Raw genomic sequence first — 15,683 nt, 5'->3', positions numbered from 1 at the left:
CCATTATTCATTCGGGTCGGGGTTGCCGCCCTCTGTCAATAAAGCAGGGTTAAGGTATTTCTTCAGTGTTTCTTCATCCAGATCCGTCATGGCTTTGGCAACCTCAAAAACAGGCTGACCGGTTTCGTAAGCTTTTTTCGCAATTGCCGCACCGGTTTCATAGCCAACCAGGCGGTTTAAGGATGTGACCAGAATAGGGTTGGTTTCAAGTGTCTCTTGAATTTTTTGTTCATTTACCGTGAACCCTGTAATGGCTTTGTCGGCCAAAACGTCAGCCGCATTCGCTGCAATCTCCAAGCTCTGTAATAGATTGTTCGCAATCATTGGAAGCATGACGTTTAACTGGAAATTACCTGCTTGTCCACCCACTGTAATGGCGGTGTGGTTCCCCATGATTTGTGCGGCGACCATGCAAACCGCTTCTGGAATGACCGGGTTGACTTTGCCGGGCATGATGGAGCTACCCGGTTGGAGTGCCGGCAGTTGAATTTCTGCCAGGCCTGCCAGTGGGCCTGAATTCATCCAACGTAGATCATTGGCAATTTTCATCAAACTGCTGGCGAGAACGTTGAGTTGACCACTCAGTTCAACCGATGTGTCTTGCGAACTTAATCCTACAAACAAGTTGTCCATCGGGTCGAAATCAATGGCGGTGATGGTGCTTAAGTTAGCGCAGACTAAACGGCTAAATTCTGGATCAGCGTTAATCCCGGTCCCAACAGCAGTGCCACCTTGCGGTAAACGATGTAAACGTTTTTGAGTGTCTTTTAAACGCTCAATATTGTCTGAAATCAAATGTCTCCAGGCCCCAATTTCTTGATCGAGACGAATAGGGGTTGCATCCATCAAGTGAGTACGACCATTCTTGACGATGCCATTGAGTTCAATTTCCTTGTTTTTTAGCGTTTGTGTTAGCTTTTCTAAATTCGGTAATAGGTGTTCTTCCAATGCGATTGCTGCAGCGACATGAATTGCGGTCGGTACAACATCATTGGAGCTTTGACTCATGTTTACATCATCGTTGGGATGGACTTCCGTACCCGTTAGTTGTTTAGCAAGGTTTGAAATCACCTCATTGATATTCATATTGGTGCTGGTACCAGACCCTGTTTGGAACACATCGATTGGAAAGTGGTCAGCATGTTGTCCTTGAATAAGCTCTTTCGCAGCGGCTTGAATCGCAGTTGCTTTTTCTTCCGAAATTAATCCTAACTCCAGATTTGAGTTGGAACAGGCAAATTTTACATACGCCATGGCTTTGATAAAAATAGCCGGCATAGGCGTGTGACTGATCGGGAAGTTGTCGATGGCTCTTTGTGTTTGAGCGCCATAAAGTGCGGATTCAGGAACCTGTAGAGTCCCCATGCTGTCTTTTTCAGTTCGATAATTTTGTGTCATTAGAAAGAATCTTTAGCTATATCGTCCGGATCACTTTAGACCCGTTCGTGATTGGTAGATTAAGTTTTAAATTGTTGCTATTCTATCGTATTAATAACGAAAATTATAGAAAGTAGCACTTATGGTTTTAGATAAAGAGTTTCTTGGGCAGCTGTTGTTGGAAAAGAGTTTGTGGTGGTGTTTTAGCCTATCAGAAGAGCAAAAAGGATTCCAGGCATCCCCAGCTTTGGCCGATAAAATCGGTTCGGAAATCACGGACTATGAAACCTTTTTATCTTATTTAGTGCCGGAAAGCCGAGATCAGGTGATTTATAAGTTAAACAATGCCGGGCACCAAATTAAAACTGGAGAACGGATTTTAATTGGTTTTAAAGTGGGAGAGAAAATTACCTGGCTGATTAATGAGTTGAATTTGACTGAAAAAAAAGGCGTCCCCGTTGCCTATTCCACTTGTCTTGAAGTCTCTGAAATGCATGAGCTGGAAGAAAAGTTGATTGAGTCGCACAGTCAGTTGATTATTGACCAACTTCAAGCCAAAGAAGAAATGGCAAAAAAAGAAACCGAATTGTTGCAACAACAATATAGTGAGCAAACCCAGTTTTTAGCGATGTTAAGTCATGAGTTACGTTCGCCATTAATGGGGATGAACAGTCTGATTTCCATCATCAAAGACCGTTATTTAAAACAAGAATCGATTTCCGATCAATTGAAGATTATGCGCCTGACGATTGATCAATTGAACTTTTTAATTAACGATATTCTGACTTACTCTCAAACAGAGTTTAATCGCATTCAATTGAATCCGACCATGTTTAGATTGGATGAAATGGCCGATTATGTCAGCCATTTAACCAAGTCGATTGCTTCTGAAAAAGGCATTTTTGTGTCATTTTCATTGAACAGTCAAAACAATTGCTTTTATGGTGATCTTGTTCGAATCTCGCAAGTGTTGGTGAATTTGATTGTGAATGCGATCAAGTTCACTGAATTTGGCGGGGTGTTTGTTGAAATCAAAGGATCCGACAAACAGCTTGAATTGCATATTTCCGATTCAGGAGAAGGCATTGATGAAGCCGAGTTGGGCAGTATTTTTAAGCCGTTTAAGCAGCTTGAATCGAAGGGGAGCATGCAATATATCGGTTCCGGACTGGGGTTGGCGATAGTCAAAACGTTAGTGGACTTAATGGGCGGCACGATCAATGTCGAATCAACTAAAGGGGTGGGAACGTCCTTTATTGTAAAGCTTCCAACGAAGCCCGGTACATGTGCTCAAGCAGAAAAATCACAACCGCAAGTTGAGCCGGTTCCAGAATTGGTTTTGTCGAACTCATGTAATTTTCATGTATTGATCGCCGATGATTCTGTTATTAACCGCAAAGTGCTTGAGACTTTTCTACATCAGTTGAATTGTACGGTTGATCAAGCAAAAGATGGAGTCCAGGCCTGGGAGAAATTTCAGCAAGATTCCTATGACTTTGTGTTTTTAGATATCCAAATGCCTGGTTTGGATGGTATTCAGGTCTGTCAGAAAATCAGGGCGTTACCGGATCATCAAAAGAAAAAGTTAAAAGGTGTTTTTGCTTTGACCGCAGCTCATACCGAAGCTGAAGTTGAGTTAGAAGGTATTAAGGTCGATAAATCAATTTTTGATGAATGGTTAGAAAAGCCCGCCTCACAGGATAAGATTATCCATTTGTTGAATTGTAAAGAGCATTTGACCCATGAAGAAAGTTCCGAGCAGTTCTCTGAGGAGGAGAGCAAGGCTGACCATTTTGCACAAACTATTCCGGAAGAATTAAAGCATCTGATTCCGCAGTTTATCGAAAATACGCTCAATGAAATTGCCCATTTGAGAAGTGAAGTTGAAGTTGGCAATGAAGAAGAGGTCAGAAAAATACTTCATCGCTTAAAAGGGAATATGATGTTGTTTAATTTAGAGAATATGGTACAGATTGTGAAAAAAATGGAACAGCTCGATGACTATCAAGATAAGGCGAATGTTTATTGTTTAATAGGACAAGTTGAAAAAATTTTAAATGGTTTGTATTAATTTTGACGTAAAAACGTCTATAATATTTCCAGTTAATACATAATTTTACGATTAATACAGAAAGGATTTCGCATGGCAAAGGCAAAACCTAAAGTACTCCTGGCAGAAGATCATGATTTGGTTCGTGCTGGATTTAAATCCATTTTAAATTCAGATGGGACCGTTAAGGTCATCGCTGAAGCACAAGATGGCGAAACCACACTTTCTTTGATTGAAGAAAAGCAGCCAGATATTTTAATTATCGATTTATCGATGCCTAAGTTAAGCGGTTTAGCAGTTATTACCCAGCTTAAAAAACAAAAAAATCCAATTAAGGTGATTGTTTTGACCGCAGCAGAAGCGCCTAATGTCTGGAAAGAAGTGTTGGATCTTGGCGTTGAAGGACTGGCACTTAAGTCAGTTTCTAAGGCAGAGCTGGTGTCAGGGATTAAGTCTGTGATTGCGGATCAGAGCTTCATACATTCTGAAATTCAACCAGGCCTGGATGCCTATCTGGCGGAGTTGGAAGGACAGAAGGTTCCGGAAGAAGATGCTGGAGATAAGCCGAGCCGACCTAAAAAACTTTCCGTTCGTGAAAAACAAGTCATCAAGCTGGTTGCGGAAGGGTATAAGACTAAAGATATTGCAGACATGTTGGAAATTAGTGATCGTACGGTCTCTAAGCATAGAGAAAATATTATGACTAAATTGGGCATGACAGCATCGGCTGAATTGGTGAATTATGCCAGCCATATTGGGTTGCTTAAAGTCGCGTTGGACGAAATTCGTTAAGAATCTATTTTTGAATGGTTAATAAAAAAGGGGCGATTCGCCCCTTTTTTATTTTATAAAGATGGTTATTTATATTGTTTGATATACCAACGTTCAAAAAATCGTTTTGCAAAGTGCATCAAGCGACATTGCGGTAGCATAATCGTTCCTTTTTCCGTGCGCTTAATCAGCACGCCGTGAGAAAGCGTATCGATGATGCAGACTAATTCATGTTTGAATGTTTCAAATTCTGTTTTTCCGTGTAGCTCTGCAACAAGATTACGGCTGGCGGCCACCGCTTGTAAATCTGCCATATGAGCTTGTTTGGCTTGCCATTCTGGTCCAGGATAACTCCCTGAATCTCCTGCAACATAGGTTTTCTTCATTCCTTCAACCTGGCAGAGTTCATTGGCTTTAATCAAACCGCCTTCCGATTTAGCGATGTCAGAATTTTGCGACCAAGCTGGCCCTGTCATGCCGGGCATGAAAAGAATCAAATCCGCATCAATCTCACCCCCCTCTGTCATTACCTTGTTGGCTTCAAACCCTTTCATCTTGTGGCCAAGATGAGTTTGGATGTCGCGCTTAGCCATCATTTTTAAAACAGCATCGGGCACTTTATCACCCAATCGCTTTCCAGGTTTTGGTGCGGGGTTAAAGAAGACCAGTTCAAACTGACTTCGACGACCTTGTTGTCTGAGCAAGGTGTCGATTCCGAACAGGAATTCAAACATGGGGCCACCTCGCATGGCTGAGGGCTCTTTCGGGTTGCCGCCAAAGCCAATGGCAATCGTACCGCCTGATAGGTTGTCCAGACGATCCTTGATGTCTTCAGCAGCTTTGATGCCTTCGCAAGGGGTGATGACGTGTTCAATCCCCGGTAGTTTTTTGATGAAACGTCCCCCTGAGGCAATAATTAACCCGTCATTATTGAACGTTCCTTTGTCGGTGTGAACCACTCGTCCTTCATCTGTAATGTCTGTGACAGAGGCTTCAATGTGCTCGACTGTTTGTCGGTTGAAGTAGTTGGTTAAATCGATTTTTAAATCGTCAGCTTTACGAAGCTTTGACGGAATCCAGATTAAACTTGGAAGATAAACCAGTTCTTTTGATGGCGAAATGACGGTGATTTTAGCAGTGGGCGCGAGTTTTCGAGTTTGTTTTATCGCAGTCAAAGCGGCAAATCCTGTGCCAAGAATGGTGATATTCATCTGTGTTTAATCCTTTTTAATCGAAAGAGTCATCATATAAGAAGACACTTTTTTTCTAAAATAGAAAAAAGTTAAGAGACCTTATAAAAAATAATTATGCGGAAGCTCTTAAGCTATTTTTAATATCAAATTTATTATACGGGTTTAACCTAGTGTTTTAGTAAGAATATCCGCTATACTCTTTTTACAGAAATTATGCAGGATGCAAGATGGCAAACTCAGTAGACCCTTTAACAGAGAAGCACAATAAAATCATGAAGCGCCGTAAAGCATTCATGGATCATAAAATTCAAAAAGCGACCGGATCAAAAGGCCTTTTGTTGGTGAATACCGGTGATGGTAAAGGCAAAAGCAGTTCGGCATTCGGTATGGTCGTTCGTGCGTTGGGGCATGATATGAAAGTCGCGGTTGTTCAGTTTATTAAAGGGGCAATGGAAACCGGAGAAGAGCGTTTTTTTAACCGATTTCCTGATGACATTATCTTTAAAGCGATGGGAGAAGGTTTTACTTGGGATACGCAGGACAGGGCGCGTGACATTGAAATTTGTGAAGTGGCCTGGAGCCAAGCCAAGTCTTTTTTACAAGATGATTCAATCGACTTGGTGGTATTGGATGAGCTGAATGTCGCATTAAGTTATCAATATTTGGCGTTTGACGTCATTCGAAAAGACATTGAAACACGTTGTGAAGGACAGCATGTGATTGTCACTGGAAGAGGTGCGCCCGAGGAGTTAATCGAGATGGCTGATACCGTTACCGAAATGACTTTGGTAAAACATGCTTTTGATAAAGGGATTCAAGCGCAAGCAGGTATTGAGTTATAGAACGTTGTTTTTTAAATGAAAGCGGTACAAGGGCATATGGTGTTGTCTTTAAAAGTTTTCCTTTGTTTTTTATGTGGTCTTAAAACGTGTAAAATACGATCTGTTTATTTTGAAAAAAGGGGTGTGAGATGAAGTGGATTTTGGTTCCCGTGGTGCTGTTCAACCTTTTGCTTTTGTCGGGCTGTGAAAAAGTGTCCAATACGGCAAAAAATATTCAATCGGATTGGGTAGGCTTAGATCGCAAAATAGAAATTTACAGCTGCTATTCCGGTAAACTGATGAAAACGTATCAGGGCAGTGTCAGACTCAACCCGGACGATAAAATTGCTTCATCCACCTCTTTTTTAGTGGATGGGAAGAAGTTGCACACCAATATGTGTTATATCGTTTCCGAAATAGGAATGAAAGAAGAACCTGCTAATTAACCTGTGCGACCGTGGATTTAATGGATTAAGGAAAGTATGAAGTCGATAACTAAAATAGTCATGACCGGTCTGGTCGTTTTTTTGGCAGGGTGTTCAGGCGTCCAAACGAAAGAAATGGGTCAGGATGTGTATTATCTAACCAATTTCTACAACGAGCCGCCAAGAACTTTTTCAAGTTGGTCTATGGAAAGCCAAGCAGATGAACTTTGCCCGTCTGGGTATGATGTACTCAGTAAGAATGCCGGTAAACTGGGTGAATTTGGTTATAACGATTTTGCTTGTGCGGCTGGACAATCTTGTGACTATGTAATGGAGTGGCGTATTCGTTGTTCAGATAAGCCAAAACAAGAAACGTCTATTTTTGGTAAGACGTAATTTGATTAAGATAAAGTGACTTGAGAATGCTTGTTTAATGGCTTTTTTGAAACATTATACCTGGTTGTTAGGGTTGACAGCATTTGCCGTTTGGCAAATGCCGAATATCCTGACGTGGCCACTTAGTACCCAAAAATTATTACCCTGGTTACCTTATGTTATTGCCGGTCTAGGGGTGTTTGTTGGTATCTTTTTGAACCGTTTACAGCCGATTCTGATTTTGTTGAGTTTGGTCTGTTTCAATATCGGTATGCAATATTTTATTCCGGCTGGATCAACAGGCTTGTCTGCGGTAACGTTGTTTCCAGTGTTGGCGATATTGCTGCCACTTAATTTACTGCTCTGGTTACTCTTTCCGGAGCGAGGCATCCACGATAAGTTTTATACGTTGTTTCAGTTGAGTTTGCTGGTCGGGCAAGTCTATTTGGTTTACTGGGTGATGGAAAACTTGCCCTTAACTTATTGGCAGTGGATTTCTCAGAACATTGGCATTGACGGGCTTAACTTATCGAAAGCAGCTTTGATTACGATGGTCTCCGTTTGGCTAATTTTAATGCTGCGAAATGCCTTGTTAAACCAACCTAAGGTACTTGATAGAACGGTGGTGTTTGTTCTGTTCTTGATGGGGTTCGGTTTAAATGCTTTTTACCAGTTCGGTTCCATTGCCTGGGTATCGTCGTTTGCAGCGACGATGCTGTTATTATCGTTGATTTTTGATGCTCATCACATTGCGTATACCGACCAATTAACGGGGTTAAATGGTCGTCGTGCTTTGTTGGAATCTTTCTTGGGACTGGGTCGAAAATACAGCATTGCCATGATGGATATTGATCACTTCAAGTCCTTTAATGATACCTATGGACATGATGTCGGTGATGCGGTGTTAAGAACGGTCGCTTATGAGCTATCTTTAATCTCAACCGGTCAGGTTTATCGTTATGGTGGCGAAGAGTTCACCATTGTGTTTAAAGGTAAACAAGCTCAGCAAGTGAAGCCTGCGTTGGAAGTTGTTCGGCAAGCAATTGAAAATCGTGTCCTAGAGGTTGAGAAACAAGGCCAGCCTGTGGAAACCAAAGTAACAGTCAGTTTTGGTTTGGCAGAGCGCAATGACCAATTTAAAAAGCCGGAAGAAGTCATGAAAGCCGCTGATGAAGCCTTATATAAAGCGAAAAAAGCCGGTCGAAACCGTATTGTTGTTGAAGGAGAATCTCCTAAAGCTGTCTCTAAAACAACCAGGCCTGGCCGAAAGTCTGTTAAAAAGAAAGAAGCTTAAACCGTCGATTAAATGAACCTGAAAAAGTGAGAAGGTAAGTCGTAATGAATCCCGAAAATGTCAAAACCGTTCAAGAAAACAGCCAAGTTGAAATTAGTTTTAAACTGAGTTTACTGGATGGTACTTTGGTTGAAAAAACGGAAGAAGATGAAGTGTTTGCTTTTCAGATCGGAGACGGCCAGTTTTTGAATAACTTGGATGAGCTCTTGATTGGTTTGGAAGTAGGGACAACAGGGAAATTTACCTTAATGCCGGAACAAGCTTTTGGTTTGCCGGATCCAGTGAACTTTCAAACAATGCCAAAATCAGATTTTCCAGAAGATATGCCGTTGGAAGAAGGGTATGTGATCGGTTTTAATACCCCTACAGGAGAGGAAGTTCCCGCAACGATTTATGATGTGAAAGAGAATGAGGTGGTGATTGACTTTAACCACCCTTTGTCAGGGCAGGTCGTCGTCTTTGAGGCAAAAATCGAATCTATTTTAAGTTAGTTATTTGAGTTGTTCGCCAGTGCTTTGTGTTCTTCTGAACAGAAGAAGTGAGTCTGTTCAGGGGTTGTTTGAACAAGCGCTTCCGTTTTTGGAATGTGAACGCCACAAATTTCACACGCAACCATTTCTTCGTGTTGGTTTTGATTGGCTTGGCGATTAGCCTCTTCCTCCTTTGAGGCGCGGATTTCATTGATCCGTTTCAGACTGAAACGGATCACAAAGAAGATAAAAAGTACGAATAATAAAAAAAATAAGGCTCTCATTAGGTTTTTCAGCTCTTGTTTAATGCATTTATTGTCTAAAAATCATAAAATAATTGCAATTTAAATCTCACAATGTCTCTCAATTCATAGTAATTGAGTAGTGTAACCTTTTAAAGGCATTCAATGAACTTACATGAATATCAAGCAAAATCACTGTTTCAGCAGTATGGTATCCCTGTTCCTAAAGGGGTAATGATAAATAACTTGGCAGATCTCGATGCTGCACTTGGTCAAATTGACTCAAAAGGCTGGGTTGTTAAAGCTCAAATCCATGCCGGGGCACGAGGTAAGGCAGGCGGTGTTAAACTTGTTGAAACAGCACAGGAAGCTGAACAAGTTGCTTCAACATTGTTAGGCAGTTCATTGGCGACTATTCAGACAGCAGGTAAGGCGCTGCCGATCAATGCTTTGTTGATTGAAGAAACGTTAGAGATCTATCAAGAGTTTTATTTCAGTTTGATGGTTGATCGCGTTACTAAAACGCATACCTTTGTGATCTCTGCAGCGGGTGGAATGGACATTGAATTGGTTGCAGAAGCATCACCTGAAAAGATTTTATCCATTCATGTGGATCCTGCTGTTGGCTTAATGCCTTATCAGTGTCGAGAAATTGCCTTTGCACTAGGGTTGACGGGCACAGCCTTTAAACAAATGGCATCAATCATGCAAGGTTTCTATCAGTTGGCACTAGATAAAGATGTTGCCTTGTTGGAGATTAACCCACTGGTCTTGACGGCGGATAATGAATTGGTGGCATTGGATGCGAAATTAAATATCGATTCGAATGCACTCTATCGTCAGGCAGGCCTGGTTGAAATGCGTGACATTTCTCAAGAAGATGTACGTGAAGCAAAAGCGGCAGATCACCAGTTAAACTATATCGCATTGGATGGCAATATTGGCTGTATGGTAAATGGCGCTGGTTTGGCTATGGCGACGATGGATTTAATTAAATTAAACGGTGGCGAGCCGGCCAACTTTTTAGACGTAGGTGGCGGGGCAACTCCTGAGCGTGTTGCGGAAGCTTTTAAATTAATTTTATCCTCCTCAGATGTGCAATCCATTTTAGTGAATATTTTTGGTGGAATTGTGCGCTGTGACTTAATTGCGGACGGCATTATTCAAGCCGTGCAAGAGGTTGGGTTGACGATTCCGGTGGTTGTTCGGTTAGAAGGGACGAATGTGACGTTAGGAAAAGAAAAATTAGCAAACAGTGGGTTAAGTATTATCACGGCTGATGGTCTTGCGGATGCAGCAGAAAAAGTCGTTGCCGTCGCTTTGGAGGCCAATCAATGAGTATTTTAATTAATCACAATACCAAAGTTATCTGTCAAGGATTTACAGGTAAACAAGGGACGTTTCATTCAGAACAAGCAATTGCCTATGGCACTAAAATGGTTGGTGGAGTGACACCTGGAAAAGGCGGAACCGAGCATTTAGGATTACCCGTTTTCAATACAGTGAAAGAAGCCGTCGCACAAACGGGAGCCGAAGCTTCGATGATTTACGTGCCGCCTGCGTTTGCGGCAGATTCCATTATTGAAGCGATCGATGCTGGAATTAAAGTGATTACTTGTATTACGGAAGGCATCCCCGTGAATGATATGTTGAAAGTGCGTGCCGTTTTAGAAAAATCGGATGCTTTTTTAATTGGTCCTAACTGTCCTGGACTGATTACACCAGGGGATGATAAAAACGGCTGTAAAATCGGTATTATGCCTGGGCATATCCATTTACCAGGTAAAGTTGGGATAGTGTCTCGATCTGGTACCCTGACTTATGAAGCGGTACATCAAACGACTCAAAACGGCTTAGGGCAATCGACTTGTGTTGGTATTGGGGGAGACCCGATTCAAGGTATGGATTTCATCGACTGCCTAAGATTATTCCAAGCGGATGAACAGACGCAGGGTATCATTTTAGTCGGTGAGATTGGTGGTCAAGCAGAAGAAGATGCCGCTGAATATATCAAACAGCATGTGACCAAACCCGTGGTGGCTTATATTGCTGGTGTCACGGCGCCTGCTGGAAAACGTATGGGCCATGCCGGTGCTATTGTAAGTGGTGGTAAAGGCACTGCTGAAGCAAAATTTGCCGCACTGGAGTCCGCTGATGTTACTGTGGTGCGTTCACCAGCCGATTTAGGCGCTGCGATGCTGGATTTAATCGGTTAAAGCGCGACAGATTTTAAAGCGTTCAATTTCAACGTAGGAACACAGAATGTCAGAACAACTCACCATTATTATGGCTCAGATCAATCCGATTGTCGGTGATGTGGAAGGGAATACGGCTCTCATTATTGAATCGGCAAAACAAGCTAAAATGGAGCACCAGGCTGATATTGTTGTTTTTCCTGAAATGACTTTGACCGGTTATCCACCGGAAGACTTGTTGTTTAGAGAAGCGCTTTATCAACAGGTCGAATCTGCATTGTCCATCATTTGCGAGCAGGTCACAGATACGGTGTTAGTCATCGGTTATCCGATGATGGATGAGCTGGGCGATCGTTTCAATATGGCGGCCTGGATTGAAGAAGGTCAAATTCAAGCCAGTTATATCAAACAAAATTTACCCAATTACAGTGTGTTCGATGAAAAGCGTTATTTTTCGTCAGGCCAACAGCCGTGCGTTGTGGAGTATAAAGGGGTTAAGTTTGGCTTGTTGATTTGTGAAGATATCTGGAAGCTGTCACCTGCTGATCAATCAGTCAAGGCGGGTGCAGATATTTTATTGAATCTCAACGCTTCTCCTTTCTCACAAGAAAAACATCAAGATCGAATTCGTGTCGTGAAGCGTCGAGTGGAAGAAGTCAAGCGACCTGTGATTTATGTAAACCAAGTCGGCGGACAAGATGAACTGATGTTTGATGGCGGTTCATTTGCAACCTGTGCGGAAGGGGAGGTTCAAGTACAAGGTTCTGAGTTTAAAACAGACTTGGTTCCGGTTAAGATTTTAAAGCAAGCCGATGCCGTGGTGGTTCTTCCGGGTGAAAAGGCAGACTTACTTCATGATGAAGCACGTGTATATGAAGCTTTGGTCATGGGCGTGAAAGATTATGTTCAGAAAAACGGCTTTAAAGGCGTGTTGTTAGGGTTGTCCGGTGGTATTGATTCAGCCTTAACCTTAGCTATTGCAGTTGATGCTTTAGGAGCGGAACAAGTTGAAGCGGTTATGATGCCGTTTAAGTATACAGCGGATATCAGTATCGAAGATGCGGAAAAAGAAGCTCAAGCATTGGGGGTGTATTACCATTCCGTTCCGATTGAACCAATTTATGATGCTTATGAGTCGGCTTTATCACGTCGCTTTGAAGGTTATGAAGAAGATGTCACTGAAGAGAATATGCAAGCACGTATTCGTGGTGTTTTGTTGATGTCGATTTCCAATAAAACAGGTAAATTGGTTCTTGCAACCAGTAATAAGTCTGAAGTGGCAGTTGGGTATTCCACTTTATATGGGGATATGGTTGGTGGATTTTCTCCGTTAAAAGATGTGCCGAAGACATTGGTCTATCGTTTGGCAGAGTACCGAAATACAATTTCAAGTGTTATTCCTGAAAGAGTCATTACACGAGCACCTTCAGCTGAATTACGCCCTGATCAAAAAGATCAAGATTCACTGCCTGATTATGACGTGTTAGATAACATTATTAAGGCGTTTGTCAAAGAGGATAAGAGTCCAACGCAAATAGTGGACGAGTTTGGGTATGACAAGCAGGAAGTGTTACGTATCACGAAAATGGTCAGTCGTAATGAATATAAACGACGTCAAGCGGCACCAGGGGTGAAAATCTCTCCAAGAGCGTTTGGTCGAGATCGTCGATATCCTATTACCAGCCGTTATGCCGAAGAGCAGTAATTCATAATGTTGTTAAAGCAATCTCTTTCGTGTTGCTTTAACACAGCATAAAAGCGTTACAGCGTTTTTATTCGTTATCAGGAGTCGCTTCTTTAGCCTGTTGATCTTGAATTTGCTGCGTATTCAAATCAATAACCGACTGGACATTGTCTGCATTTTTCGTCATACCAAGCTTCTGATACGCTTCTTTCATCAACCTTAAAGCTTTCATGTTGACCATTGAACGAGGGTAGGAGTTAATAATCTGTTTCGCACGGTTGGCTGCAGCTAGGTAAGCCTGGCGTTTGAAGTAATATTCTGCTACTTGATATTCATGGCGGGCCAATCGGTTACGAAGAACAATTAAACGTTCACGAGATTTCGCTGCATACTTGCTGTTAGGGAAACGATTCAATAAGTCGATGTATGCCTGATACGCTTTAGTGGTGGAAGCCATATCGCGCATTGCTGGATCCGTTAACCAGCTGTCTAACCAGCTTTTATTGATTGAGTCAGCAGCGAGTGCTCGAAGGTAGTACGCATAAGCCAGTTCAGCATGTTTAGGGTAGAGTCGAATAAACTCTTCCAGCTCACGTTGAGCAGATTCTGGCTCATCGTAGCGATAATAGGCATAAGCCAATTCCAAGTAAGATTGTTCCGCATACTTACCATACGGATAATAGGCTTTGAGTTTTTCATAATAACCAATAGCACTTTCCCACTGCTCGCTTTCAAAGGCGTCTTTTGCATGGGAATAGAAGTCTTTAACGGTCCATTCGGACTCATCTTTTTCAACGAGAGAGCACGCTTGCAGAGTGAGTAAAGAGAAAAATAAAAGTGAGATCAGCGAGTGCTTCATATTATTGGTAAAATAGTGTATTAAGTAAAAGCATAATCATACCATATGTCCTTTCAGGAAAGGAAACAATGGTGTGCGTTCTGTCGGATGAATAACCTTAGGAGAGATGTTTGAGTAGTCAAAGATTAGAAGCCAGAATTCCAACTGATAAAATGGGGCAACGCTTAGATGCTGTGTTGGCAGAGTTGTTTTCTGATTATTCCCGTAACCGTATTCAGGATTGGATTCGGGCGGGTCAAGTGACACTTGATGGCGTGGCGCATAAAAAACCGAACTTTAAAGTGTTTGGTGACGAGTCCGTGGTTTTACTGGCAGAAATTGAAGACGAAGTCTCTTATCAGGCGCAAGACATCCCAATTGATGTTGTTTATGAAGATGATGATATTTTGGTGATTAATAAATCGGCTGGTTTAGTGGTTCACCCTGGGGCGGGAAACCCAGATGGTACTTTATTGAATGCGTTGCTTTTTCATTATGAGGCGATTCGAGAAGTCCCACGTGCAGGGATTGTTCATAGGCTTGATAAAGACACCTCTGGGCTTATGGTGGTGGCCAAGAATGTTCCGGCTCAGACACACTTGGTTGAACAGCTTCAAGAACATGATGTTGAACGTGTTTATGACGCCATTGTTGTGGGGAAAATGATTTCTGGTGGAACGATTAGTAAACCGATTGGGCGTCACCCGACAGATCGTAAGCGAATGGCTGTATTAACGGTTGGTGGTAAATCCGCAACTTCACATTATCGGGTGTTAGAGCGTTTTCGTGAACATACACGTGTGAGGGTTAAGTTGGAAACCGGCCGCACACATCAAATCCGGGTTCATATGGCGTATTTAGGGTTTCCTTTGATTGGAGATCCCGTTTATGGAGGGCGCTTGCGTATTCCTCAGCAGATGATGTCCGAGTTTGCTGATTATTTAAGAGGGTTTAAACGTCAAGCACTTCATGCTGGACAACTCAGTTTGACACACCCTCGAACGGGTAAAACCATGAAGTGGAAAGTTTCTATGCCGGATGATATGTTAGAACTCATTGATATCCTTCGAGATGACATGGAAGACTTCCAAGCAATGAAGCACGAAGATTATATGGGGTATGATGAGTATGATTACGATGATGGCGTTGAAGTAGAATGGGTGACGGATGCCGATATTCCACAGGAATGATCTGACATTTATTCAACCAGATTGGCTAGCCCCGGAACATATTAAGGCGTGCGTCACGACACGTGTTGGCGGAAAGAGTCAGGCACCGTTTGATGCTTTGAATCTCGCCACACACGTAGGGGATGATAAGCAGGCTGTTATTCAAAATCGTGAACTGCTTCAACAAGCGTTACAACTTCCAAGTCAGCCGTTTTGGTTGACTCAAGAACATACTGATAAGGTTGTTCTCTGGGAAGGGCTGTCTTATGACTCTCCTCCGGTTGCTGATGCTTCATGGACGACTGAATCAGAAGGGGTTTCCTGCGTTTTAACGGCAGATTGCTTACCATTGTTGGTAACCAATGAAGAGGGTCATTTTGTTGCCGCCATTCATGCGGGATGGAGGGGGCTGGCAAAAGGGGTTGTTTCAAACACGATTCAGATGTTGCCGGGTCAACGTGAAAAGATGTTGGTTTGGATTGGCCCTGCCATCAGTCAGCCTTATTTCGAAGTGGGAAAAGAGGTGTTTGATGCCTTCGTGAATGAAAATACAGATGCGGAAAAGTTTTTCAAACCGCATAACCGAACTCCTCAAAAATGGTATGCAGATTTGCCAGGCCTGGCGGAATTTAAATTGAACCAGTTAGGTATTGAGCAAGTTTTTCAAAGTGGGTTGTGCAGTTATCGTGACCAAGAGTGGTTTTATTCTTATCGAAGAGATCAGCAAACAGGCCGGATGGCGTCGCTTATATGGTTTGATCAGCCTTAAGTAACGCCAA

At 42.4% G+C, this 15,683-nt stretch carries 16 protein-coding genes; 12 read left to right on the top strand and 4 right to left on the bottom strand.

Annotated elements, in window-relative coordinates:
- Positions 1-3 precede the first annotated feature (3 nt).
- Positions 4-1,398: a class II fumarate hydratase gene (locus GHNINEIG_RS07255; protein ID WP_135796032.1), complete on the bottom strand. Its 1,395-nt coding sequence runs from the start codon at positions 1,396-1,398 to the stop codon at positions 4-6.
- 121 nt (positions 1,399-1,519) lie between these two features.
- On the opposite strand from GHNINEIG_RS07255, the gene GHNINEIG_RS07250 reads away from it, so the two are divergent.
- A complete protein-coding gene (locus tag GHNINEIG_RS07250) occupies positions 1,520-3,448 on the top strand; it encodes a hybrid sensor histidine kinase/response regulator (protein ID WP_135796031.1) in 1,929 nt (642 codons plus the stop codon).
- A 72-nt stretch (positions 3,449-3,520) separates the two neighbouring features.
- On the top strand, positions 3,521-4,219 hold the full coding sequence (locus tag GHNINEIG_RS07245) for a response regulator (protein WP_135796030.1): 699 nt from the start codon (positions 3,521-3,523) through the stop codon (positions 4,217-4,219).
- Positions 4,220-4,284: 65 nt separating this feature from the next.
- Here GHNINEIG_RS07245 and GHNINEIG_RS07240 read toward each other — a convergent pair whose 3' ends face one another.
- A complete protein-coding gene (locus tag GHNINEIG_RS07240; protein WP_135796029.1) occupies positions 4,285-5,409 on the bottom strand; it encodes an NAD(P)/FAD-dependent oxidoreductase in 1,125 nt (374 codons plus the stop codon).
- A 209-nt stretch (positions 5,410-5,618) separates the two neighbouring features.
- Between GHNINEIG_RS07240 and cobO the strand changes: the two genes are divergently transcribed.
- The 5 genes from cobO to GHNINEIG_RS07215 all read left to right on the top strand — a co-directional run bounded on the left by cobO (position 5,619) and on the right by GHNINEIG_RS07215 (position 8,797).
- Complete coding sequence (cobO, locus tag GHNINEIG_RS07235; RefSeq protein WP_135796028.1) at positions 5,619-6,233, top strand: cob(I)yrinic acid a,c-diamide adenosyltransferase; 615 nt, start codon at positions 5,619-5,621, stop codon at positions 6,231-6,233.
- Between the two features lie 128 nt (positions 6,234-6,361).
- Entirely contained in the window at positions 6,362-6,658 is a 297-nt protein-coding gene (locus tag GHNINEIG_RS07230) for a DUF5052 family protein (RefSeq protein ID WP_135796027.1), read from the top strand.
- A 36-nt stretch (positions 6,659-6,694) separates the two neighbouring features.
- Positions 6,695-7,033 carry a hypothetical protein gene (locus tag GHNINEIG_RS07225; protein WP_135796026.1) on the top strand — a complete coding sequence of 113 codons (339 nt, stop codon included), beginning with the start codon at positions 6,695-6,697 and terminating at the stop codon, positions 7,031-7,033.
- 37 nt (positions 7,034-7,070) lie between these two features.
- Positions 7,071-8,306 (top strand): GGDEF domain-containing protein, encoded by a 1,236-nt coding sequence (locus tag GHNINEIG_RS07220; protein WP_135796025.1) that lies wholly within the window; start codon positions 7,071-7,073, stop codon positions 8,304-8,306.
- 44 nt (positions 8,307-8,350) lie between these two features.
- Complete coding sequence (locus tag GHNINEIG_RS07215) at positions 8,351-8,797, top strand: FKBP-type peptidyl-prolyl cis-trans isomerase (protein WP_135796024.1); 447 nt, start codon at positions 8,351-8,353, stop codon at positions 8,795-8,797.
- On the opposite strand, the gene GHNINEIG_RS07210 is transcribed toward GHNINEIG_RS07215, so the two are convergent.
- Positions 8,794-9,060 carry a PP0621 family protein gene (locus GHNINEIG_RS07210; RefSeq protein WP_135796023.1) on the bottom strand — a complete coding sequence of 89 codons (267 nt, stop codon included), beginning with the start codon at positions 9,058-9,060 and terminating at the stop codon, positions 8,794-8,796. The genes GHNINEIG_RS07215 and GHNINEIG_RS07210 overlap by 4 nt on opposite strands.
- Before the next feature lie 123 nt (positions 9,061-9,183).
- Between GHNINEIG_RS07210 and sucC the strand changes: the two genes are divergently transcribed.
- From sucC to GHNINEIG_RS07195, 3 genes are read left to right on the top strand one after another with little or no spacing between them, the layout of a single operon-like run.
- On the top strand, positions 9,184-10,356 hold the full coding sequence (sucC, locus tag GHNINEIG_RS07205; RefSeq protein WP_135796022.1) for an ADP-forming succinate--CoA ligase subunit beta: 1,173 nt from the start codon (positions 9,184-9,186) through the stop codon (positions 10,354-10,356).
- Positions 10,353-11,234 (top strand): succinate--CoA ligase subunit alpha, encoded by an 882-nt coding sequence (gene sucD, locus GHNINEIG_RS07200; protein ID WP_135796021.1) that lies wholly within the window; start codon positions 10,353-10,355, stop codon positions 11,232-11,234. The genes sucC and sucD overlap by 4 nt, the downstream gene beginning before the upstream one ends.
- 46 nt (positions 11,235-11,280) lie before the next feature.
- The gene (locus GHNINEIG_RS07195) at positions 11,281-12,918 is read left to right on the top strand and encodes an NAD+ synthase (protein WP_135796020.1); all 1,638 of its coding nucleotides are present in this window, start codon (positions 11,281-11,283) and stop codon (positions 12,916-12,918) included.
- 67 nt (positions 12,919-12,985) lie between these two features.
- On the opposite strand, the gene GHNINEIG_RS07190 is transcribed toward GHNINEIG_RS07195, so the two are convergent.
- Entirely contained in the window at positions 12,986-13,756 is a 771-nt protein-coding gene (locus GHNINEIG_RS07190) for an outer membrane protein assembly factor BamD (RefSeq protein ID WP_135796019.1), read from the bottom strand.
- 110 nt (positions 13,757-13,866) lie between these two features.
- Here GHNINEIG_RS07190 and rluD point away from each other — a divergent pair, with 110 nt between their 5' ends.
- Both rluD and pgeF read left to right on the top strand, forming a co-directional pair.
- Positions 13,867-14,925, top strand: coding sequence for a 23S rRNA pseudouridine(1911/1915/1917) synthase RluD (gene rluD, locus GHNINEIG_RS07185; protein WP_135796018.1), 1,059 nt, complete (start codon positions 13,867-13,869; stop codon positions 14,923-14,925).
- Positions 14,903-15,673, top strand: a complete 771-nt coding sequence (gene pgeF, locus GHNINEIG_RS07180; protein WP_135796017.1) for a peptidoglycan editing factor PgeF — start codon at positions 14,903-14,905, stop codon at positions 15,671-15,673. The genes rluD and pgeF overlap by 23 nt, the downstream gene beginning before the upstream one ends.
- Positions 15,674-15,683: the final 10 nt, after the last annotated feature.

The sequence above is a fragment of the Hydrogenovibrio crunogenus genome (genome assembly GCF_004786015.1).
GTDB lineage: Bacteria > Pseudomonadota > Gammaproteobacteria > Thiomicrospirales > Thiomicrospiraceae > Hydrogenovibrio > Hydrogenovibrio crunogenus.
This window is presented reverse-complemented; position numbering and strand designations above follow the sequence as displayed.